Origin of the sequence: Streptomyces sp. NPDC020801 (genome assembly GCF_044334385.1) — a bacterium.
Taxonomy (GTDB): Bacteria; Actinomycetota; Actinomycetes; order Streptomycetales; family Streptomycetaceae; genus Streptomyces.
In genome coordinates, this window is record NZ_JBIRST010000006.1 from 333681 (window position 1) to 354005 (window position 20325).

Sequence of the window (20325 nt, forward strand, 5' to 3'; positions counted from 1 at the left end):
TGCGAGCTGCACCGGGTTGACGTCGACGGCCGTCACCTCGTAGCCCGCCGAGTCCAGGGCCGCCGCCGTGTCCCCGGCCGAGGCGATGCACAGCACCCGCGCGCCCGGCGGCGGGAGGACCGCCAGCTCGACGCCCCAGTCCTTCGCCGAGCAGGCGTCCGTACGGCAGTTCGGCGACGCTGCGTTCGTCCAGGCCCTCCAGCTCGCGCAGCACCAGATCGCACGACGACGGACCGGCAACCGGGAGAGCAGCCAGGGCGTCCCCGCCCTGCGCGCCCTGCGCGCCCTGCGCGCCCTGCGCGGCCTGCGCGGCCTGCGCCGCCGTGACGAAGGGGCCCGCCGACGGTGTGCGGCGGGCCCCTTCGTCACGGCGGGAGCGGGCGTCAGCCCAGCTTGGCGAAGCCGTAGTTCAGGATCCTCGTCGCGTCCGTCGCACGCTGCGAGATGGACGAGGAGGCGAGGACCGTGCCGATGACGGTCTTGCCGTTGCGCGTGGCGGCGAAGACCAGGCAGTACCCGGCCTCCGGGCCCGAGCCGGTCTTCACGCCGATGGCGCCCGAGTAGCTGCCGAGCAGCGTGTTGGTGTTGGTCCAGGTCGCCATCGTGCGGGTGCTGCCCGTCTTGGTGATGGTCTTGGCCGTGTACGCCTTGGTCTTCACGACCGTGCGGAACGTGGAGTTCTTCATCGCGCTGCTCGCGATCTTCGTCAGGTCGCGCGGCGTCGAGTAGTTGTTGCCGTTGCCGATGCCGTCGAACGAGTCGAAGTGCGTGTGGGCCAGGTTCAGGCTCTTCGCGGCGCTGTTCATCTTGCCGATGAAGGACTTCACGCGCGCGTCCCGGGTCGTGCCGCTGCCGAACTTGTCGGCCAGCGCGTACGCCGCGTCGCAGCCCGAGGGCAGCATCAGGCCGTACAGCAGCTGGCGGACGGTCACCTTGTCGCCGACGATCAGGTGGGCCTGGGAGGCGTTGTTCTTCACGACGTAGTCGCTGTACGCCTTCTGGATGGTGACCTGGGCGTCGAGGTTCAGGTTCGACTGCGCGAGCACGACCTTCGCGGTCATGATCTTCGTCGTGGAGCCGGTGGAGAGCGGAGTGTCCGCGGCCTTCGTGTACAGCGTCGAGCCGGTGGTGTTGCTCATCGCGTAGCCGCCCTTGGCCACGATGGACGGCGCGGTGACGGCCTGCGCGGGTGCCGCGGTGAGAGCTCCGGTGGCCAGCACGGCGCCCGTGGTGACGGCGACGGCGGCGGCTCTGCGGAAGCGGCGGGTGGCCTGGATGCCGGTTTTCAAGTGAGGTACCCCGATTACGTCGAATGCCCCTGCGGTGCGGCCTGGTTGAGTGCCCGAATGGGTGTCCACAAAGTGGGGCCGCACATGTCTGACTCGTAACTAGCACAGATGGTTGTGCGGTTGCTGGGGTGGGGTGGTCTTCCTGTTGGGCCCGGTGGTCCGCATGCTGGACGGGACGCGTCATGCGTACGTCTTGTATCTATGCTGTGGGCATGAGCCTGGCCGTGAAGCAGCCCCCCGCCGCCGACCGTGTGTACACGCACGTCAAGCAAGCCGTTCTGGACCGTCGCTACGAGGGCGGCACGCTCCTGACCGAGGGCGAACTCGCCGAGGCCGTGGGCGTCTCCCGCACGCCGGTGCGCGAGGCGCTGCTGCGGCTGGAGGTCGAGGGGCTCATCAAGCTCTACCCGAAAAAGGGAGCCCTCGTCCTGCCGGTCTCCGCGCAGGAGATCGCGGACGTCGTCGAGACCCGGCAACTGGTCGAGGAGCACGCGGCGCGCAAGGCCGTGCCCGCCCCGGCCGGTCTCGTCGAGCGACTCGAGGAACTGCTGGCGAAGCAGAAGGCGCAGGCCGCCGCAGGCGACTTCGCCGCGGCCGCCGTCACCGACCGCTGCTTCCACGCCGAGATCGTCCGCAGCGGGGGGAACGAGATCCTTTCGCGGCTGTACGACCAGCTCCGTGACCGGCAGTTGCGCATGGGCGTCGCCGTCATGCACTCCCATCCCGACCGGATCGCCAAGACGCTCGCCGAGCACGAGGAGATCCTCCAGGCGCTGCGCGCGGGGGACGCCGAGGCGGCGGTCGACGTCGTCCACCGGCATGTCAGCTGGTTCTCCCACCTGGCCCGGGGTGAGGTCCGGTGAGCGCCCCGTCCGGTTCTTCCGGTTCCTCGTCCGGTTCGCCGTCCGGTTCTTCCGCGGCCTCCGTCTCGCTGCCCGGTGACCCGCCCGGCGGGCGGCGCGCCGTCGCCGTGTGGAGCATCGGCGTCGCCGTCTACTTCGTCGCCGTCATCTTCCGTACGTCGCTGGGTGTCGCCGGTCTCGACGCCGCCGCCCGCTTCCACGTCAACGCCTCGGCGCTGTCGACGTTCTCGATCCTCCAGCTCCTGGTGTACGCCGGCATGCAGATACCGGTCGGCCTGCTGGTCGACCGGCTGGGCACGAAGAGGGTGCTGGGCCTCGGCGTCGTCCTCTTCACGGCCGGGCAACTCGGCTTCGCCCTGTCGCCGTCGTACGGCACCGCGCTCGCCTCGCGCGCGCTGCTGGGCTGCGGCGACGCCATGACGTTCATCAGCGTGCTGCGGCTGGGCACCCGCTGGTTCCCCGTGCGGCGCGGGCCGCTGGTCGCCCAGCTCGCCGGACTGGTCGGCATGGCGGGCAACCTGGTCTCCACGCTGGTGCTGGCCCGGCTGCTGCACGCGCTGGGCTGGACGACGGCCTTCGCGGGCAGCGCGCTGGCCGGTGTGGTGGTGCTCGTGCTGCTCGTCCTCTTCCTGAAGGACCACCCCGAGGGGTTCGAACCGGAGCCGCTGCCCCACCAGGGCGCCGCCTACGTCCGCCGGCAGATCGCCGCGTCCTGGCGGGAGCCGGGGACCCGGCTCGGGCTGTGGGTGCACTTCACCACCCAGTTCCCGGCGATGGTGTTCCTGCTGCTGTGGGGGCTGCCGTTCCTGGTGCAGGCGCAGGGACTGTCGCGGGCGACGGCAGGTGGACTGCTCACGCTCGTCGTGCTGTCCAACATGGTCGTCGGGCTCGTCTACGGGCAGATCATCGCCCGGCACCACGCGGCACGGCTGCCGCTGGCGCTCGGGACGGTGGCGGCGACCGCGGTCATGTGGGCGGTGACGCTGGCGTATCCCGGTGGGCGGGCGCCGATGTGGTTGCTGGTGCTGCTGTGCGCGGTGCTGGGCGCGTGCGGGCCGGCGTCGATGATCGGGTTCGACTTCGCGCGGCCCGCGAATCCGCCCGAACGGCAGGGAACGGCGTCAGGTATCACCAACATGGGGGGATTTGTCGCCTCGATGACGACGCTGTTCGCGATCGGGGCGCTGCTGGACGCGACCGGGGACGACTACGGCGTCGCCTTCTCCGCGGTGTTCGTGCTGCAGGCGCTGGGGGTGAGCCAGATTCTGCGGTTGCGGAGGCGGGCGGCTCGCAGGGAGCGGGAGCGGCTTGTCGCGAGCCGGGTGGAGACGGTGCACGTTCCCGCGTAGGCACCCGGCCCGGACGGAGCCCCCTTACTGCGTCACCGTGAAGTTCCTGAGGATCGCCGCCGTCAGGTCCGGGTCGCCCTCCGCCTTCACCCTGTCCGCCACCGCCTCCGGGGTCACCCGGCCGCAGGCGAGGCGGACGTAGGTCTCCCAGTCGAGGGTGAGGGTCGCGGCGGGACCCAGGGCCGGGGCCGTTTCGAGGGTGCCGCGGCCCTGGATGTCGACGCGGATGGTGCGGAGGAACTCCACGGGGCCGTGGACGTCGAAGACGATCGCCGAGCTGCGCGGGGCGCCGGCCTTCTCCGCGACCACACCGGGCAGCTCGGCCAGCAGGCGGTCCCGGGCGATGTGGGCGCCGGGCGAGTCGAGGTTGCCGGGACGGCCGAGGGCGGCGCGCAGGTCCTGCTCGTGCACCCAGATGTCGAACGCGCGGTAACGCATCGCCTCTTCGAGGGTGATCTCCGTACCGAGCGGGCCGCGCACCTTGGTGCCGGGGTCACGGGTCTCGCTGCGCAGCTGGCGGTTGCGGCGGATGATCGTGTACTCCAGCTCGGAGGTCATCTCCGGCGCCGTGTGGTGGCGGCGGACGTCGACCTGCATCTCCATGTAGCGCTGGTGTTCGTTGGTGACGTGGAACAGGTCGCGCGGCAGGGAGTGGATGGGACGCGGGTCGCCCAGCATCTCGCAGTCCATGCCGATGACATGCGAGACCAGGTCGCGGACCGACCAGCCGGGGCAGGGGGTGCGCCGGTTCCACTCGCCCTCCACGAGCGGCTGCACCAGCTCGGATATCGCTTCGACGGAGTGGGTCCAGGCATCGGCGTAGGGCTGGAGGGTGGGATGCAGACTCACGGAACGGGACCCCTCGGCGGTCGGTACACGGGCAGGTTGTGGCGGCATTGCCAGCGGGAGGTGGCTGAGCTGCGGTCGGCGGACGTCTGGAACTCCCCCAAGCTCTCGCTCCGCTTCGAGCAGGGGGGACCCCCAAGCTACGCTGCTGTGAGGCACCCCGGCAGTGCTTTCGTGTGACGATCGTAGGCCCGTGTGGACAACTCGAATGCCAGGACGGTGGTAGTGTGCGCGCCTCGCTGATCCAGATTGCCGTGGATGAGGGTGAATCGGTCGAATCGCGTCGGCGGCGGATGGCCGCTCTGGTACGCGACCAGGCCGGGGCGGATCTCGTCGTGCTCCCGGAGCTGTGGACCACGGGGGCCTTCGCCTTCGAGGAGTTCGGGCGCGAGGCCGAGCCGCTGGAGGGGCACACGTACGAGGCCATGGCCAAGGCGGCCAGTGACGCGGGCGTGTGGCTGCACGCCGGCTCCATCCCCGAACGCGACCCTGAGGGCCCGCTCTACAACACCTCCCTCGTCTTCAACCCGTCCGGCGACCTGGCCGCCGCGTACCGCAAGATCCACCGCTTCGGCTTCGACAAGGGCGAGGCCGTGCTGATGGGCGCGGGGCAGGAGCTGGTGACGGTCCGTCTGCCGGAGACCGTCCTCGGCCTCGCGACCTGCTACGACCTCCGCTTCCCCGAACTCTTCCGCGGGCTCGTCGACGCCGGGGCCCAGACCCTGCTGGTCCCGGCGGGCTGGCCCGAGCGGCGGCGCGCGCACTGGACGCTGCTGGCCCGGGCGCGGGCGGTGGAGAACCAGGCGTTCGTGCTCGCCTGCGGAACGGCCGGGACCCACGCGGGGGTTCCCCAGGCGGGTCACTCGATCGTGGTCGATCCCTGGGGCGAGGTGCTGGCCGAGGCGGGCGCGGGCGAGGAGGTCCTCACGGTCGAGTTCGACCCGGGGAAGGTGGCCACCACCCGGGAGCAGTTCCCGGCCCTGAAGGACCGGGTCCTGGGCCTGCAGCCACCGCGCCGCTGAAGAGCGAACAGAACAGGCATGACAGGCAGGCGAGATGGACCGGCCATAACAGGCAGACCAGGCAGACCAGACAGGCCGGTCAGGGCGGACAGAGCAGGCGGGCGGACAGGGGCGACTGGCGGACAGGGTCAGTCCTGGTCCCGTTCCTCCCGCTCCTTCTCCGCCAGGTGGATCACGCACACCGCCACCGCGATCAGCAGCGCCGGGTCCGCGTCCTCGCGTACGACGTCGACGCCGTACGTCTCCACGACGCTCAGCCAGCGGCGGGAGATCACCGCCAGCAGCTCACCCTCGTACTCGACGGCGAACTCACGGTCGAGGATCTTGCCGCTGACGTCGAGCTCGGTGCCGTCCACGAGAGACACCCGGTAGTGGTTGCGCAGCAGCGAAAGCCGTTTGCGCCGGATCTTCGCCAGGGCCTGACCGCCCCGCTCGATCACCATCGTGTCCCGCAGGGCGAGCATCTTCTGGTGGATGTCGATCAGGACCCGGCCCTGGGCGTCCTTCAGCTCGAAGGTGTCCCGCAGCCGCATGGCCTTGCCGTCGACGAGGAAGACCTTGTTGCCCTGCTCGTCCTCGATCCAGTAGTCGTCACCGATGCCGAGGATCCGGTCGCGCACGAGAAGTCTCATGCCCTCACCGCTTCCCCGGCCGCCGCCCGGCGACGCGGCCGGTAGGCCGACGGGCTGAGCGGGCAGGCGGGGGGGGGGGGCGGGTGCCGGTGGCCGGTGGCACCCTTGATCCATGAGCGAATCGTCCCCGGCCCCCACACCCCGGCGCGTCCGTGTCCGCGCACCCGAGCTGATCGGCAAGGGAGGCTGGCTGAACACGGGCGGCAAGCAGTACCACCTCGCCGACCTGCGGGGGCGTATCGTTCTGCTCGATTTCTGGACCTTTTGTTGCGTGAACTGCCTGCACGTCCTGGACGAGCTCCGTGAGCTGGAGGAGAAGCACCGGGACACGGTGGTGATCATCGGTGTGCACTCGCCGAAGTTCGTGCACGAGGCGGAGCACCAGGCTGTCGTCGACGCCGTGGAGCGGTACGGGGTCGAGCATCCGGTGCTCGACGATCCCGAGCTCGCCACCTGGAAGCAGTACGCGGTGCGGGCCTGGCCGACGCTCGTCGTGATCGACCCGGAGGGGTACGTCGTCGCGCAGCACGCCGGTGAGGGGCACGCGCACGCGATCGAGCGGCTGGTGCAGGAGCTGGAGGCGGAGCACGCGGCCAAGGGCACGCTGCGGCGCGGCGACGGACCGTACGTGCCGCCGGAGCCGGAGCCGACGACGCTCCGCTTCCCGGGCCGGGCGCTGCTGCTGCCGAGTGGGAACTTCCTGGTCAGTGACACCACCCGGCACCAGTTGGTGGAACTGGAGGCGGACGGGGAGACGGTGGTACGGCGGATCGGCCAGGGCGGCCGTGGGCTGACCGACGGTCTCCCGGACCGGGCGCGGTTCCAGGAGCCGCAGGGGCTCGCGCTGCTGCCCGACGGCACCGTGGTGGTCGCCGACACGGTCAACCACGCGCTGCGGTGCTTCGACCCGGCGACGGGCCGGACCACGACCCTGGCCGGTACCGGTCACCAGTGGATGCAGGGCGAGGCCACGTCCGGTCCCGCCCGCGAGGTGAAGCTGTCCTCGCCCTGGGACGTCGCCTGGTGGAACGGCAGGGTGTGGATCGCCATGGCCGGTGTGCACCAGTTGTGGGCGTACGACCCGGCGGACGACACCGTCTTCGTCACCGCCGGGACCACCAACGAAGGACTCGTCGACGGGCCCGGGGGCGAGGCCTGGTTCGCGCAGCCGTCCGGGCTCGCGGCCACCCCCGAGCGGCTGTGGCTCGCCGACTCCGAGACCTCCGCCTTGCGTTGGGTGGACCTCGGCGGACACGTCCACACCGCCGTCGGGACCGGGCTGTTCGACTTCGGGCACCGGGACGGGGACGCCGGGCAGGCCCTGTTCCAGCATCCGTTGGGCGTGACCGCCCTGCCGGACGGCTCGGTCGCCGTCAGCGACACCTACAACCAGGCCCTGCGTCGCTACGACCCGGCGACCGGCCAGGTCACGACCCTCGCCACCGATCTGCGCGAGCCCAGCGGCGCCGTGCTCGCGGGCGAGGACATCGTGGTCGTGGAGTCGGCCCGGCACCGGCTGACCCGGCTGCGCCTGCCCGAGGAGACCGTACGGGTGGAGGCCGTCGCGCACCGCACCCGGCGGGCGGCGACCGAGGTGGCGCCGGGTGCGCTCCGGCTGGACGTGATCTTCCAGGCCCCGGCGGGGCAGAAGCTCGACACGCGGTACGGGCCTTCGACCCGGCTGCTGGTCTCGGCCACACCGCCCGAGCTCCTGCTGAACGGCGAGGGCGCGGGAACCGATCTGTCCCGCGCCCTGGAGCTCAACCCCGCCGTTCCGGAAGGTGTCCTGCACATCTCCGCGATGGCGGCCTCGTGCGACGAACCGGCATCCGGCAGCGGCTCCGCCGCGGGCGCCGACGAGTACCCGGCCTGCCACGTGCACCAGCAGGACTGGGGAGTCCCGGTCCTGCTGGCCGAGGACGGCACGGACCGGTTGCCGTTGGTCCTGGCCGGCATGGATGCCTGACCGGGCGGAGCCCGGCAGGGAGTGTGCTCACGCGCCGTACCCGTCGCTGTAGCCGTCACGCGTGTGGTGGTGCCGGTCCTCCTCCACGACCGTCGTCGAGGGGGGCACCATCACTCGGCGGCGCCGGGCGATGCTGCTGAACGTCGTGACGCCGATCAGCCCGACGATCATGAGGATGATGCCGACCAGGTCGAGGTTGACCCCCTGCATGTGCCAGTCGGTCGCAAACGTGAGGATGGCTCCCACGGCGATGAGGATGATGCACCCGCCGAGGCCCATGAGTGTCGCCTCCCAGTCCGGTGTCAGGTCCGGTGGTTCCGGCCTGTTCCGGTCCCTTCCGGTCAACTCCGGGTACCCCCACATCGAGTGAGCATGCGGAGGCGGTCACTCATGGCCCCGGTCCGGGCCGCGCGTTCGGCCCGCTCAGCCCTTGAGGAACTCCACCAGGGCGCGAGCCAGCAGGAACGGGTCGTCGGCGGCGCACAGTTCGCGTGCACTGTGCATCGACAGGATCGCCACGCCGATGTCGACGGTGCGGATGCCGTGCCGGGCCGCGGTGATCGGGCCGATCGTCGTGCCGCACGGCATGGAGTTGTTGGAGACGAAGGACTGGAAGGGGACGCCGGCCTTCTCGCAGGCCGCCGCCCACACGGCGCGGCCCGAACCGTCCGTCGCGTAGCGGTTGTTGACGTTGACCTTGAGGATGGGGCCGCCGCCGGCGCGCGGGTGGTGCGTGGGGTCGTGCCGCTCGGCGTAGTTGGGGTGGACGGCGTGGCCGGTGTCGGAGGAGAGGCAGACGGTGCCGGCGAAGGCGCGCGCCCGGTCCTCGTACGATCCGCCGCGCGCGAACACCGAGCGCTCCAGCACACCGCCGAGCAGCGGGCCGTCGGCGCCGGTGTCCGACTGGGAGCCGGTCTCCTCGTGATCGAAGGCGGCCAGCACCGGGATGTACGGCAGGTCGCCCGCGTCCGCCCCGGTCGCCACGGCCGCCAGCGCCGCCGTGCCGGCGTGCACCGACAGCAGGTTGTCCATGCGCGGGCCGGCCAGCAGCTCGCGGTCGCGGCCCAGGTAGGCGGGCGGCTCCACGGAGTGCGTCATCAGGTCCCAGCCGGTCACCTCGCCCGCCGGCAGGCCCGCCTCCTGCTCCAGGAACGCGATCAGGTCGCCGTCGCGGACGTCGTCGCCCAGGCCCCACACCGGCTGCAGATGTCTCTGCTGGTCGAGCTTGAGGCCCTCCGCCGAGACGGTGCGGTCCAGGTGGATCGCCAGCTGGGGGACGCGCAGGAGCGGGCGGTCGACGTTCACCAGGCGGCTGGAGCCGTCCCTGAGCGTGAGCCGGCCGGCCAGGCCCAGGTCGCGGTCCAGCCAGGAGTTCATCAGCGGGCCGCCGTAGATCTCCACGGCGACCTGGCGCCAGCCGTGCGCCCCGGTGTCGGGCCGCGGCTTGACGCGCAGGTTGGGCGAGTCGGTGTGCGCGCCGACGATGCGGAAGGGGGTGTGCGGCGCGGCGCCCTCGGGGACGTACCAGGCCACGATCGCGCCGCCGCGCACCACGTACTTGCCGCCACTCCGTGCGACGGCGGCCGCCGGTGTCTCCGTGTCCCACGCGTCCGTCTCGGCGACCTGGCGGAAGCCGGCCTTCTCCAGCCGCTGCGCGGCGTTCGCCACGGCGTGGTACGGCGACGGGCTTGCCGCCAGGAAGGTCATCAGGTCGTCGGTGTGGCCGCGGTCGAAGCGCTGGCTTGTACTCATGGATTCACCTTAACGACGCCACGAGGGTCCGCTCCCGGTGCGGGAGCGGACCCTCGTGCGGGTCGGTGGGAGGTCGGGACTAGAAGGCGGCCTCGTCCAGCTCCATCAGGTCCAGGTCGACGTTCTCCGACAGCTTGCGGGCCAGGGTGACGCCCGGCAGGACGTTGGCCGCGAAGAACTTCGCCGCCGCGATCTTGCCGGTGTAGAACGCCCGGTCCTTGGCGGAGGCGGTCTGGAGCTTCTCGGCGGCGATCGCGGCGCCCTTGAGCAGCAGGTAGCCGACGACCACGTCACCGGAGGTCAGGAGCAGGCGGGTGGTGTTGAGGCCCACCTTGTAGATGTTCTTGACGTCCTCCTGGGTGGCGGCCAGGTCGGTCAGCAGCAGGCCGACGATGGCCTCCAGCTCGACGGCGGCCTTGGCGAGGTGCTCGCGGGCGCCGGCCAGCTCCTCGCCGCCGGTGCCGAGCGCCAGGAACTTCTTGATGTCCTCGGCGAGAGAGTTCAGCGCGGCGCCCTGGTTGCGGACGATCTTCCGGAAGAAGTAGTCCTGGCCCTGGATCGCCGTGGTGCCCTCGTACAGGGTGTCGATCTTGGCGTCGCGGATGTACTGCTCGATCGGGTACTCCTGCAGGAAGCCGGAGCCGCCGAAGGTCTGCAGCGACTGGGCGAGCTGCTCGTAGCCCTTCTCGGAGCCATAGCCCTTGACGATGGGCAGGAGGAGGTCGTTGAGCGCGTGCTCGGTCGAGGCGTCCTCGCCGCCGGCCTCCTTGACCGCGATCGCGTCCTGGACGGAGGCGGTGTAGAGGACGAGGGCGCGCATGCCCTCGGCGTACGCCTTCTGCGTCATCAGCGAGCGGCGCACGTCGGGGTGGTGGGTGATGGTGACCTTGGGCGCGGTCTTGTCCATGAAGTTCGCCAGATCGGGGCCCTGGACGCGCTCCTTGGCGTACTCCAGGGCGTTGAGGTAGCCCGTGGAGAGGGTGGAGATCGCCTTCGTGCCGACCATCATGCGGGCGAACTCGATGATGCGGAACATCTGGCGGATGCCGTCGTGCTTGTCGCCGATCAGCCAGCCCTTGGCCGGGTGGCGGTCGCCGAAGGTCATCTCGCAGGTGTTGGAGGCCTTCAGGCCCATCTTGTGCTCGACATTGGTGGCGTAGACGCCGTTGCGCTCGCCCAGCTCGCCGGTCTCCCAGTCGAAGAGGTACTTGGGGACGAGGAAGAGGGACAGGCCCTTGGTGCCGGGGCCGGCGCCCTCGGGGCGGGCGAGGACGTAGTGGAGGATGTTCTCCTCCATGTCGTGCTCACCGGAGGTGATGAAGCGCTTCACGCCCTCGATGTGCCAGGAGCCGTCCTCCTGCTGGACCGCCTTGGTGCGGCCGGCGCCCACGTCGGAGCCCGCGTCGGGCTCGGTGAGGACCATGGTGGAGCCCCAGGTCTTCTCGACCGCGATGGAGGCCAGCTTCTTCTGCTCCTCGGTGCCCTCCTCGAAGAGGATGCGGGCGAACGCCGGGCCGGAGGAGTACATCCACACGGCAGGGTTGGCGCCGAGGATCAGCTCCGCGTAGGCCCAGATCAGGGACGGGGGAGCGGTGGTGCCGCCGATCTCCTCGGGCAGGCCAAGACGCCAGTACTCGGAGTCCATGAAGGCCTTGTAGCTCTTCTTGAAGCTCTCCGGTATCGGCGCGGTGTTGGTCTCGGGGTCGAACACCGGCGGGTTGCGGTCGGCGTCCGCGAAGGACTCCGCCAGCTCGTTCTCCGCGAGGCGGGTCAGCTCCTCGAGGATGCTCTTGGCGGTCTCGGCGTCCATCTCCTCGAACGGGCCGGTGCCGTACAGCTTGTCGCGCCCGAGTACTTCGAAGAGGTTGAACTCGATGTCGCGGAGATTCGACTTGTAGTGCCCCATGGCGACGGCTCCCGTTAAGGACTCGGCGAGGCACTGACTCCTCGCATCTGGTTCACGTACCAACTAGTAGCACGATGATGCTACCCGTCGGTAATAAGAAGCAACCCCGAGCCGTCATCTGTGACGAGGCTCTACTCGAAGCCGGACCTTTGACTACTCTTGCGGTCATGTACGGCTACGACCAGAGCGCGGGCGCACAGCAGGGATACGTCCCCCCGCAGCAGCAGATGCCCGGCGGCGTCGGCGGGTACGGCCAGCAGGCGCCGCTCTACCCCGAGCCGTCGCCGCCCTCGCTCGCGGACGCGGTGCGGGCCTTCACCACCGGGCAGATGGCCGGCGAGGACTTCCAGCAGACCTTCGCCACCTCCAAGGTGTACTGCCCGCGCGGTGACACCCCCGGCTTCCTCGCGCTGCACAACACCCAGCAGCCGGTGATCCCGATGTTCACCTCGCTGAAGGAGCTGCGCCGGTACGCCGGCAAGGAGTCCAAGTACTTCGTGATCACCGGTGCCGAGGTGATCGACCTGCTGCCGACCGGCTACGGCTTCGTGCTCGACATGGAGGGCGAGCACCGGATCGTCTTCGACGCGAAAGCCGTCGAACAGATGGTCGATTTCGCGATGCGCCGGATGTACGGCTAGACGTCCCGGATGTGCGGTGCGACGCCGCTGCTTCGCGGACGGTCGCCCAGTGCCGCTCGACACGAGCCCGGAGGGAATGTCCTCCGGGCTCTTTCTGTTGGGGCTGGCAGAAAGTTCAACGCTCAACTAATATTGGCGCACAAGGAGGTACCGACATGCCTGCAGTGACCGTCGAGAACCCGCTGGCGCTGCCCCGTGTGGCCGCTTCGGCGGATGCCGTGGCCCGTCCCGTGCTGGCCGTGACGACCGCCCCGAGCGGCTTCGAAGGTGAGGGTTTCCCTGTTCGTCGGGCGTTCGCGGGGATCAACTACCGGCACCTGGACCCGTTCATCATGATGGATCAGATGGGCGAGGTGGAGTACGCGCCGGGCGAGCCCAAGGGCACCCCCTGGCACCCCCACCGGGGCTTCGAGACCGTCACGTACATCATCGACGGGATCTTCGACCACCAGGACTCCAACGGCGGTGGCGGCACCATCACCAACGGCGACACCCAGTGGATGACGGCCGGTGCCGGCCTCCTTCACATCGAGGCGCCGCCGGAGCACCTCGTCATGTCGGGCGGTCTCTTCCACGGCCTCCAGCTGTGGGTGAACCTGCCAGCCAAGGACAAGATGATGGCCCCGCGCTACCAGGACATCCGCGGTGGCAACGTCCAGTTGCTGACCACGCCCGATGGCGGCGCGCTGCTCCGGGTCATCGCCGGTGAGCTGGACGGCCACGCCGGTCCCGGCATCACGCACACGCCGATCACGATGATCCACGCGACGCTGGCGCCGGGCGCGGAGCTCACGCTGCCGTGGCGGGAGGACTTCAACGGCCTTGCGTACGTCCTCGCGGGCCGCGGTGCGGTGGGCGCCGAGCGGCGTCCGATCCACCTGGGCCAGACCGCCGTCTTCGGCGCCGGGTCCTCGCTGACCGTCCGTGCGGACGAGCAGCAGGACTCGCACACGCCGGACCTGGAGGTCGTGCTCCTGGGCGGGCAGCCGATCCGTGAGCCGATGGCGCACTACGGCCCGTTCGTCATGAACACCCGCGATGAGCTCCAGCAGGCGTTCGAGGACTTCCAGAAGGGGCGGCTGGGCACGGTCCCGGCCGTGCACGGGATGTCTGAGGGCGGACTGTAGGGCTCGCTGAAGCTACATGCGAACGAGCCCAGCCCGGACAGGGAAGGGCTCGTTCCGCGCTTGCTGCCGCCTTCTTGGTCTCCTAGTAGTGGGCCGGGTCGGTGACCTGCGGGGATGTTTCCTGTGGGGCGCTGACCTGGCCTTTTGGTGATTGGTGGCGATGGGTGGCGACGGTCTTGAGCGGGTGTCTTGCGGACTGTGTGCGGACTGCTGGTCCACGTGTGCGAGGGGATGGCACGGCGCGAAGGCTGTCGTGGTCCTGAGATGTCAGGTTGTGATCGCTTGCCCGGCCGCAACTGAAGCACGGGCACAGGAGCGGCTGGCCCCTTCTGAGGAGCCGTGGAGTCGCAGATCGCAGAGACTGCAACGTTTCAATCCAGCCAGGTCGAATGGGTAGCTGATCACGACGTGTCCCGTTTGCGGCGACCGGTGTTTGTCCACGTCGGACGCAATTTTCCGTCGGCCGAAAGTAAGGGGAGTCCAAAAATACCTGATCATGGCTTTCTGCTGAGCGGAATATTCCACTTCGGCCGTGTCTGATGCAGGTCGATACTGGACAGCTGAAACGCGCGAGGCGGTAATTCTCTGCTGTGACTAGTGTTCGATATCGCACGTCTCTGCACGACGACCTGAAACGAGGGGAAATGAAAAAGCGGAGATCATTACGTAGAGGGGTGGCGGCAGGCGCTCTCGCCGCCATGGTCGCCCTAGGGGCATCGGCTGGTGTTTCATGGGCCTCCTCATCGACCGGAAAAGAAAAGGCGAAGTACTCGACGGCGGAGATCATTCTGGGGGTTATGGGTAAGGGACCTGTCGCCCACGACCACCCGGAAGTCGCCCTCGTGCCGGCCGGTCAGGCCAAGGGTGCCGACAGTAAATCTGTGGCCGCTTTCCTGCAGTTGGCGGCAGCAAAGGACTCCGGGTTCGCGGAGAAGTTCCGCAGCGAAGTGACGTCGGGCGATCCCTATCAGGTCCAGAACGGGCTCAAGCGGCTGGAGAGCATGTCCCTGGGACGTCGCCAGGGATGTGGCCGAGAAGCGCACCTCGGTGAACCCGGCATCCTCCGCTGGTTGGTTCTTCACCAATGACACAGTCGCGGTCGACGCGGTGGCTGTGCAGCACTGGAGCTTCGCGACCACCGGTTCCGTCGCAGCTGAAGCCGTAGGTGTCGTGGTCGTCGTACTGACCGTCTCGCCGGAGCATCAGAACCTGACCACCGACAAGGCCGTAGCGGCGCTGTCGACGGGGTTGGCTGGCTGACCATTGTCTGAAGGGGGCGGCTCCGCCAGAAGCGGACGCCTACGGGGAGTATGGAAAATAATGTCTCGCATAGGCTTCTTTGGCGGCGTCGCCCTCTGGGGTGTGCTCGGCGTAATCTCTGTTATGGCGGCACTTCCTGATGCTGCGGCCTCTCCACCCGGAATGGCAACGTCGCGTCGGACGATCAGTAGGGTTTGGCCGCAGGGGTGGGGGTTCTTCACCAAGAGTCCCAGGACACCGGCGAACGTGGCCTACAAGATTGCCGGAGATGGAATGCCGAAGAATGCTCTCATCGGCCCCAACGCCACTCCGTCGAATCTTTTTGGCGCCAGCAGGAGAGCAAGGGCTCAAGGGCCTGAGATGGCCAGCCTGCTCCACTCGATCCCAGAAAGGGCGTGGAAAGAATGCGGCGCGTACATCGTTGCCGACTGCCGGGTTAGCGATTTTAAGGCTGCGCCCCAGGTGGTGAATGGGTCTCCGATTCCGACGCTGTGCGGAGAGATCATCCTGACTTCGGAGGAGCCCGTCCCCTGGGCGTGGCGGAGCATTGCAAAGCATCAGTACCGGATCGCGAAGGCAGCGGCGGTGAACGTCCAGTGCTGAAAATGACCAGATGGCAGCCACCCGTCGATGCGCAACGATTCGACCCTCGTACCAACGTCTACGGCCTCGCGCGCACGTTGTTGGCGACTGGTATGTTCGCCACCCTCGTGTTCACGTCGGCTGGGGCTCTCTTTCACCCGGTTATCGGCATGGGGAGAGCGCCGTACTGTGACGGGGTGTCGGCCGTTTCAGGGTTCTGCGTCGGTGGGCACGGATTAAGTCCCGACGTCCGTAGATACCTTCTGGCCCTGCTCTTGGTGCCGTCCATCATCGGCTGGCGGCCTAGAATCTTTGTCATTCCGCAGTGGTGGGTTGCCTTCAGTATCGCCAACTCGCTCAGCCTGCCGGACGGCGGCGACAACGTTGCTCTTATTCTGACTCTGACCATGATCCCCTTCGGGCTGGCGGACGATCGGGTATGGCATTGGACTGTTAAAGACACGAAGAAACCCTTGGCGAACTCGGCAGCCGCGTTCTGCTATGTCACCCATTGGGTGATACGCATTCAAGTAGCGGGGATCTATTTTCAGTCGGCCGTGGCAAAATTTGGCGTGAAAGAGTGGGCCAACGGTACGGCCCTCTACTACTGGCTGAATGATCCGACCTTCGGGCTTCTTGGGTTCTGGAAGCCGGTTGCGCAGCCCATCCTGGAAAACAGATACACAGTCTCCGCTTTCACTTGGGGTACCATTATCGCCGAGCTCACTTTATCATTCGCGTTGTTCTGGAAGCTCTCGATGCGGAGACGTGTGTTCTGGCTGGGCATCATGCTTCACGCTGGCATAGCGATCTTCATGGGGCTCTTCAGTTTCGCGGTCATCATGTTCGGTGCGCTGGTCCTGGCGCTGCAGGATCCGAACGTAAATCTCGACTTCCGCCGTATGGTGCGAAAAGGTGCAGCAAGGAAGGATGGGGCTAATGGCGCGAGTAGTGGTGCAGTGCGCGATGGGTCACTTGTTCTCGACTGAGTGGGTCAGTTTTGTCTCGTTCAAAGCTGTAAGGCTTGGACGGAAGCGCTATCAGAAGTGTCCTGAGTGCGGTCGATTCCGGATGGTGCAGAAGGTGTCCCGTCAAAGCGTCGGAGACGCACGGTATCGTGAGGCTATGCACCGTTTTGACGGTAAAGGCGTGTGACCGCCGAAACGAGGAGTGTTCCCTGTCTGCGTCCGCCGGAGTGTGTTCCTGCAACAACTCTGCAGTTGGCGCCCCTATTGCCAGCCGTCGAGGGAGACCTCCGGGCCTGCCGAAAGGTACCGGTGGAGGGCGCTTGAGGTGGTGTCCACGAAGTTCTCCGGGATTGAGCCGGCGTCGACCCACCGGACCTGGGCGTGCTTGCGTGGCTCGCGGTTTTCGGGTTCTCCGGTCCACTGGTGGGCGGCGAAGACGACGGTGAGGAAGCCGTTGGGGGCCTCCACGCCCCAGGCGCCATGGATGATGTGGGCGACCTTCAGGGACTCTGGCTTCACCGTCAGGCCAGTCTCCTCGTACAGCTCGCGCACGGCGGTTTCGGTGATGGGTTCGCCGGGTTCGCTCTTGCCGACGGGGAGGTCCCACATGCCTTGGGCGAACTTGGCGTTCTGGCTGCGCTGGAGGAGGACGACGCGGTTGGTGGCCTTGTCGTGGACGATGACGGCGGCGACCAGCAGGGTCATGGATTCGAGGGCGGGCGGCAGGGCTTTGGGCTGGTCGTCGGTGGTCCGCTGAGCCACGGCTTGTGTCCCTTCGTCGGCCGGATGGTGGCAGCTTAGGCCAGTGCTTCGCGTGCGCGGTGGGCGAGTTCGGCGGCTCCGGGCACTTTGCGGCGCTGGTAGATGGAGAGTGTGGAGCGGAGTGAGGTGATCGCTTTGCGGGTGCGGTCGGAGGTCATGCCCTCCATGAGGGTCAGGGCTTGTGACCACGCGGCTACGGCCTCGTCGGCTCGGGCCTGGGCTGCGAGGCTGTCGCCGAGGTCGGCATAGGTAAGGGCGTGGACGCGCTTGTACTTCTCGGGGTCCCAGCGCACCAGGGCGTCGCGGTGCTGTTGCTCAGTGCCGACATGGTCGGCCAGGTCAGTCAAGGTGCGGGCGGTGTGGCTGGCGACGGTGCCGGCTGCCGGGCCGCTGACGCGAGAGTAGCTGGGCTGCGGGCCGTCGTCGCGCAGGAGGGCGTCCTCGGCGGCGAGCAGGGCGCGGGCCGCTGCGGGCTTTGCGCCGACCGCGGCGTAGGCGCGGGCGTGGGTGATGTGTAGTAGCGCCTCGGTCTGGCCGTCGATGTGCCCCAGGCCGCGGGTGAGGGCGCCTTCGACGAGGTCGACGCAGTGGTGGGGCTGCTTGAGACTGAGGGCTTGATGGGCGAGGGCGCGCATCATCCAGGCGGCGTGACCGCGGGGTCGGCTTCGCAGGCGAGTTGGTAGCCGACCTGGTAGTAGCGCTGGGCGGCGCCTTCTTGGCCGAGGTCGTGGTGCTTCCACCCGGCGAGGTAGGCGAGTTCGGCAACGGCTCCGAAGGCGGCTTGCCGTAGGGCTTCGTTCGGGAAGCGTCCGCGGAGCATGGGCGCGGCGGTGTCGGCCAGGTAGGCGGTGACGGTGGTCAGGCCGTGGCCGCCGCCGAGGCGTTCGTCAGCCGCGCTGAAGGCTGCGGTGATCTGCCGCACGACATCCACATCCTCCATCCCGACCACCGAGCTGCCGGTGCGGGCCCGCAGCATGCGTGCCGTGGCCTCATGGTCGTAGAAGAGCGGCATGGCCACGCCGGCCGTGGTGAAGGCAGCCACGGCCAGGAAACGACGACGCTCAACGTCGGCTCGGCCCAGGTCCGTGGCAGCCAGAACCGGATCGGGCTCTCCTGACGCCGCCGCTTCGGGTGCACGAAGGCCGATCTCGACCAAGGTGATGGTGCGGCCTGTTCGTCGGGACAGCGCCTCAGCGAGGTGCTGGCCGGTCCGTCCGGTCGGCAGGCGTGTGCCATTCACCCAGTGGGAGACGGCCGACTTGTTGGTCTGGAGGATCTCGCCGTTCTCGGCCGCGATACGCCGGATGTCCTTCGCCAGAGCCTCGAAGGTGCAGCCGATCCCCTGGATCACCTCACGCAGGCGGGAGTTGGGACCTCTCGGCGCTGCCACGATCGCCTCCGCTCCGGAGCTGTAAACCGCGTATACCGCTTCAACTGCCTCTCACCGTACCCACTGTGCGTGACGGAGGGTTCACTAAACATCAGCCGCCCGGCCCCGGTCCGACACCGTGACCAGGCTCCCCCCTTCGGCCGGGAGGTCCCCGAAGTTCCGTACGCCTAGACCGGGTTCGGGCATTCCTGTGCCCCAACCCGGCCGATCAGAGACGGAGACACGGTGACCACCATCGACACCGCGGCCATCACGGTCGTACTGCCTGAGGCGTTCGACGAGCGTTGGAGCCGTTTGCCCGGCATCCAGGTCGACGGCCGGCGCATCACCATCGACCCGGCCGAGTACTTCTTCCGCTTCGAGTCCAACACCTGGCTCGTCGCCGATTGGGAGCTGGTCAAGTCCCAGCTCCTGGAGCTGCAGGAGACCACCGAGAGTGCGGTCGAGCAGCTCGCGCTGGACTTCATCAAGGCCCACGCCGCCTCAACCTCGGACGCCGCCCGAGTCCTGTCCACCGCGTACGAGGTGTACGCCTACCTGTTCCGCGACGAGCACCTCGCCAACCTCGGCCTGCCGCAGATCACCGCCGAGCACCTGCGGATGCTGCGCGAGGCGGCCACGCTGATGGCACTGAACAAGGTGGAGCTGGACGGGCACATCTCCAACGTCGGCCCGTGCTGGTTCTTCCCCGCCGCCACCTCCGTCGTCTTCGACCTGGACGACGAGATGGGCGGGACGCTCGACGAGGTCTACCACGGCGGCTGGTTCAACGAGCACCGCCGCATCGAGTCCATCAAGGCCCACGCCGCCCTCGGCGGCCGCCTCGTGCACGGCTGCCAGTCCGTGCCGGACCAGTCCGGCGGAGTCGTCGCGCCCTACGGTGCGTCGATGACCGCCTTCCGCGACGACCTCGCGGCCTTCAAGTCCGGCTGGATCGAGCAGGTCTACGCCCGTCGCGTGAGCCCTGCCGCCTAGCACCACCCCGCACACCAGGCTCCGGGGCGGGCCGGCACCTCTCGCCCGCCCCGGACGCCCCCAACCTCCCTGGAGCCCCCACGTGACCGCGAACCCCAGCGCCGAACTCCTCGACAACCTGCTCACCATGGCCGGACGGACCACCGCCGTGCGCGAGGAGGTGCGCGTGTGGTCCATGTCCGGTGTCGAGCGCCTGACCTTCCCCGACGCCAGCACCGCGATCTTCAAGTACGCGAAGCGGCCCTTCGACAACGAGGATCAGTCCCTCCGTCTGGCACATACGCTCGGCGTCCCCGTCCCGCAGGTCCACGCCTCCGCCGTCCTGGACGGTTGGCTCGGCATGCTCATGGAAGACCTCGGCCCCGCCGTCCGCGACGCCGACGACCTCGACGGCACCGCCGCAGCCGTGGTCCTGCACGGCACCCGTACGGCTGCCGCCCTGCCCGTCCTCGACCAGGCCCGCCTCCGCTCACTGCCGAACCGGGCCCTGGAACACCTCGCCCAGCTCCGCAAGGCCGAGCGCTGGCAAGACACGGACGACATCGAGGACGCGCTCGACCGGATCGCTCAGGCCGCCAAGGCCCGGTCGGCCGGTACGACGGTGGCGCCGTTCGGCTGGGTGCACTCCGAGTTCCACCCCACCAGCCTCCACATCGGCCAACACGGCTGGCGGCTGCTGGACTTCGCCCGCGCCTTCACCGGCCCTGGCCTGCTCGACCTCGCCAGCTGGCACGGCACCCTCGACACCCCCGACCCCGTACGTCTGCGTGTCTTCCTGGAGCAGTACGTCACCGCTGGCGGCACCCCGGACGCTCTCACTCAGCGCGGCGGGCTCACCGCCGAGAACTGGGCGCTGGGTTGGCACCGCATGTGGGCCGTCGAGTGGTTCATGGAACAGTCCATCCGCTGGATCAACGACCCGGCCACCGACCCCGCCTACATCACGGCCGTGCGCCGCCATCTCACCGACATCCTCCACTTCCTGGAGGTCTGAC

At 68.6% G+C, this 20325-nt stretch carries 18 protein-coding genes and 1 pseudogene; 11 read left to right on the forward strand and 8 right to left on the reverse strand.

Going from position 1 to position 20325, the window contains the following annotated elements:
* Window positions 1-383: 383 nt before the first annotated feature.
* Entirely contained in the window at window positions 384-1289 is a 906-nt protein-coding gene (locus ACH4UM_RS15595) for a D-alanyl-D-alanine carboxypeptidase family protein (RefSeq protein WP_398178400.1), read from the reverse strand.
* Between the two features lie 212 nt (window positions 1290-1501).
* Between ACH4UM_RS15595 and ACH4UM_RS15600 the strand changes: the two genes are divergently transcribed.
* Window positions 1502-2152 (forward strand): GntR family transcriptional regulator, encoded by a 651-nt coding sequence (locus ACH4UM_RS15600; RefSeq protein WP_398178403.1) that lies wholly within the window; start codon window positions 1502-1504, stop codon window positions 2150-2152.
* A 68-nt stretch (window positions 2153-2220) separates the two neighbouring features.
* Window positions 2221-3501 carry a nitrate/nitrite transporter gene (locus ACH4UM_RS15605; RefSeq protein ID WP_398178675.1) on the forward strand — a complete coding sequence of 427 codons (1281 nt, stop codon included), beginning with the start codon at window positions 2221-2223 and terminating at the stop codon, window positions 3499-3501.
* Window positions 3502-3525: 24 nt separating this feature from the next.
* Here the strand turns inward: ACH4UM_RS15605 and ACH4UM_RS15610 are convergent, their stop codons facing one another.
* A complete protein-coding gene (locus ACH4UM_RS15610) occupies window positions 3526-4350 on the reverse strand; it encodes a maleylpyruvate isomerase family mycothiol-dependent enzyme (RefSeq protein ID WP_398178405.1) in 825 nt (274 codons plus the stop codon).
* A 224-nt stretch (window positions 4351-4574) separates the two neighbouring features.
* On the opposite strand from ACH4UM_RS15610, the gene ACH4UM_RS15615 reads away from it, so the two are divergent.
* Window positions 4575-5369 carry a carbon-nitrogen family hydrolase gene (locus ACH4UM_RS15615; RefSeq protein WP_398178408.1) on the forward strand — a complete coding sequence of 265 codons (795 nt, stop codon included), beginning with the start codon at window positions 4575-4577 and terminating at the stop codon, window positions 5367-5369.
* A 128-nt stretch (window positions 5370-5497) separates the two neighbouring features.
* On the opposite strand, the gene ACH4UM_RS15620 is transcribed toward ACH4UM_RS15615, so the two are convergent.
* Window positions 5498-6001 (reverse strand): LURP-one-related/scramblase family protein, encoded by a 504-nt coding sequence (locus ACH4UM_RS15620; protein ID WP_398178410.1) that lies wholly within the window; start codon window positions 5999-6001, stop codon window positions 5498-5500.
* A gap of 112 nt (window positions 6002-6113) precedes the next feature.
* Between ACH4UM_RS15620 and ACH4UM_RS15625 the strand changes: the two genes are divergently transcribed.
* Window positions 6114-7967, forward strand: a complete 1854-nt coding sequence (locus ACH4UM_RS15625) for an NHL domain-containing thioredoxin family protein (protein WP_398178413.1) — start codon at window positions 6114-6116, stop codon at window positions 7965-7967.
* 27 nt (window positions 7968-7994) lie between these two features.
* Here ACH4UM_RS15625 and ACH4UM_RS15630 read toward each other — a convergent pair whose 3' ends face one another.
* The 3 genes from ACH4UM_RS15630 to ACH4UM_RS15640 form a co-directional block, all read right to left on the reverse strand.
* On the reverse strand, window positions 7995-8246 hold the full coding sequence (locus ACH4UM_RS15630; protein WP_398178678.1) for a DUF6458 family protein: 252 nt from the start codon (window positions 8244-8246) through the stop codon (window positions 7995-7997).
* A gap of 144 nt (window positions 8247-8390) precedes the next feature.
* Window positions 8391-9719 (reverse strand): M18 family aminopeptidase, encoded by a 1329-nt coding sequence (locus ACH4UM_RS15635; RefSeq protein ID WP_398178416.1) that lies wholly within the window; start codon window positions 9717-9719, stop codon window positions 8391-8393.
* Window positions 9720-9798: 79 nt separating this feature from the next.
* Window positions 9799-11625 carry an acyl-CoA dehydrogenase gene (locus ACH4UM_RS15640; RefSeq protein WP_398178419.1) on the reverse strand — a complete coding sequence of 609 codons (1827 nt, stop codon included), beginning with the start codon at window positions 11623-11625 and terminating at the stop codon, window positions 9799-9801.
* Between the two features lie 167 nt (window positions 11626-11792).
* Here ACH4UM_RS15640 and ACH4UM_RS15645 point away from each other — a divergent pair, with 167 nt between their 5' ends.
* From ACH4UM_RS15645 to ACH4UM_RS15665, 5 genes are all read left to right on the forward strand, one after another.
* A complete protein-coding gene (locus ACH4UM_RS15645) occupies window positions 11793-12266 on the forward strand; it encodes an SseB family protein (protein ID WP_398178422.1) in 474 nt (157 codons plus the stop codon).
* A 155-nt stretch (window positions 12267-12421) separates the two neighbouring features.
* Window positions 12422-13393 (forward strand): pirin family protein, encoded by a 972-nt coding sequence (locus ACH4UM_RS15650; RefSeq protein ID WP_398178425.1) that lies wholly within the window; start codon window positions 12422-12424, stop codon window positions 13391-13393.
* Window positions 13394-14419: 1026 nt separating this feature from the next.
* Window positions 14420-14653 (forward strand): hypothetical protein, encoded by a 234-nt coding sequence (locus ACH4UM_RS15655; RefSeq protein WP_398178428.1) that lies wholly within the window; start codon window positions 14420-14422, stop codon window positions 14651-14653.
* Window positions 14654-14815: 162 nt separating this feature from the next.
* On the forward strand, window positions 14816-15256 hold the full coding sequence (locus tag ACH4UM_RS15660) for an SdpA family antimicrobial peptide system protein (RefSeq protein WP_398178681.1): 441 nt from the start codon (window positions 14816-14818) through the stop codon (window positions 15254-15256).
* 2 nt (window positions 15257-15258) lie between these two features.
* Complete coding sequence (locus ACH4UM_RS15665; protein WP_398178431.1) at window positions 15259-16224, forward strand: sporulation-delaying protein SdpB family protein; 966 nt, start codon at window positions 15259-15261, stop codon at window positions 16222-16224.
* 240 nt (window positions 16225-16464) lie between these two features.
* Here ACH4UM_RS15665 and ACH4UM_RS15670 read toward each other — a convergent pair whose 3' ends face one another.
* Both ACH4UM_RS15670 and ACH4UM_RS15675 read right to left on the reverse strand, forming a co-directional pair.
* The gene (locus ACH4UM_RS15670) at window positions 16465-16965 is read right to left on the reverse strand and encodes an NUDIX domain-containing protein (protein ID WP_398178434.1); all 501 of its coding nucleotides are present in this window, start codon (window positions 16963-16965) and stop codon (window positions 16465-16467) included.
* A gap of 35 nt (window positions 16966-17000) precedes the next feature.
* Window positions 17001-18355, reverse strand: a pseudogene (locus ACH4UM_RS15675) (tetratricopeptide repeat protein).
* Window positions 18356-18580: 225 nt separating this feature from the next.
* On the opposite strand from ACH4UM_RS15675, the gene ACH4UM_RS15680 reads away from it, so the two are divergent.
* Together ACH4UM_RS15680 and ACH4UM_RS15685 are read left to right on the forward strand one after the other, a co-directional pair.
* Window positions 18581-19330 (forward strand): hypothetical protein, encoded by a 750-nt coding sequence (locus ACH4UM_RS15680; RefSeq protein WP_398178437.1) that lies wholly within the window; start codon window positions 18581-18583, stop codon window positions 19328-19330.
* A gap of 82 nt (window positions 19331-19412) precedes the next feature.
* Entirely contained in the window at window positions 19413-20324 is a 912-nt protein-coding gene (locus ACH4UM_RS15685) for a phosphotransferase family protein (protein ID WP_398178439.1), read from the forward strand.
* Window position 20325: the final 1 nt, after the last annotated feature.

Coding starts and splice junctions, on each gene's coding strand:
- ACH4UM_RS15660 (WP_398178681.1), top strand. CDS start 14,816: ATGGCAACGTCGCGTCGGACGATCAGTAGGGTTTGGCCGCAGGGGTGG.
- ACH4UM_RS15645 (WP_398178422.1), top strand. CDS start 11,793: ATGTACGGCTACGACCAGAGCGCGGGCGCACAGCAGGGATACGTCCCC.
- ACH4UM_RS15625 (WP_398178413.1), top strand. CDS start 6,114: ATGAGCGAATCGTCCCCGGCCCCCACACCCCGGCGCGTCCGTGTCCGC.
- ACH4UM_RS15600 (WP_398178403.1), top strand. CDS start 1,502: ATGAGCCTGGCCGTGAAGCAGCCCCCCGCCGCCGACCGTGTGTACACG.
- ACH4UM_RS15650 (WP_398178425.1), top strand. CDS start 12,422: ATGCCTGCAGTGACCGTCGAGAACCCGCTGGCGCTGCCCCGTGTGGCC.
- ACH4UM_RS15640 (WP_398178419.1), bottom strand. CDS start 11,625: ATGGGGCACTACAAGTCGAATCTCCGCGACATCGAGTTCAACCTCTTC.
- ACH4UM_RS15635 (WP_398178416.1), bottom strand. CDS start 9,719: ATGAGTACAAGCCAGCGCTTCGACCGCGGCCACACCGACGACCTGATG.
- ACH4UM_RS15620 (WP_398178410.1), bottom strand. CDS start 6,001: ATGAGACTTCTCGTGCGCGACCGGATCCTCGGCATCGGTGACGACTAC.
- ACH4UM_RS15630 (WP_398178678.1), bottom strand. CDS start 8,246: ATGGGCCTCGGCGGGTGCATCATCCTCATCGCCGTGGGAGCCATCCTC.
- ACH4UM_RS15665 (WP_398178431.1), top strand. CDS start 15,259: ATGACCAGATGGCAGCCACCCGTCGATGCGCAACGATTCGACCCTCGT.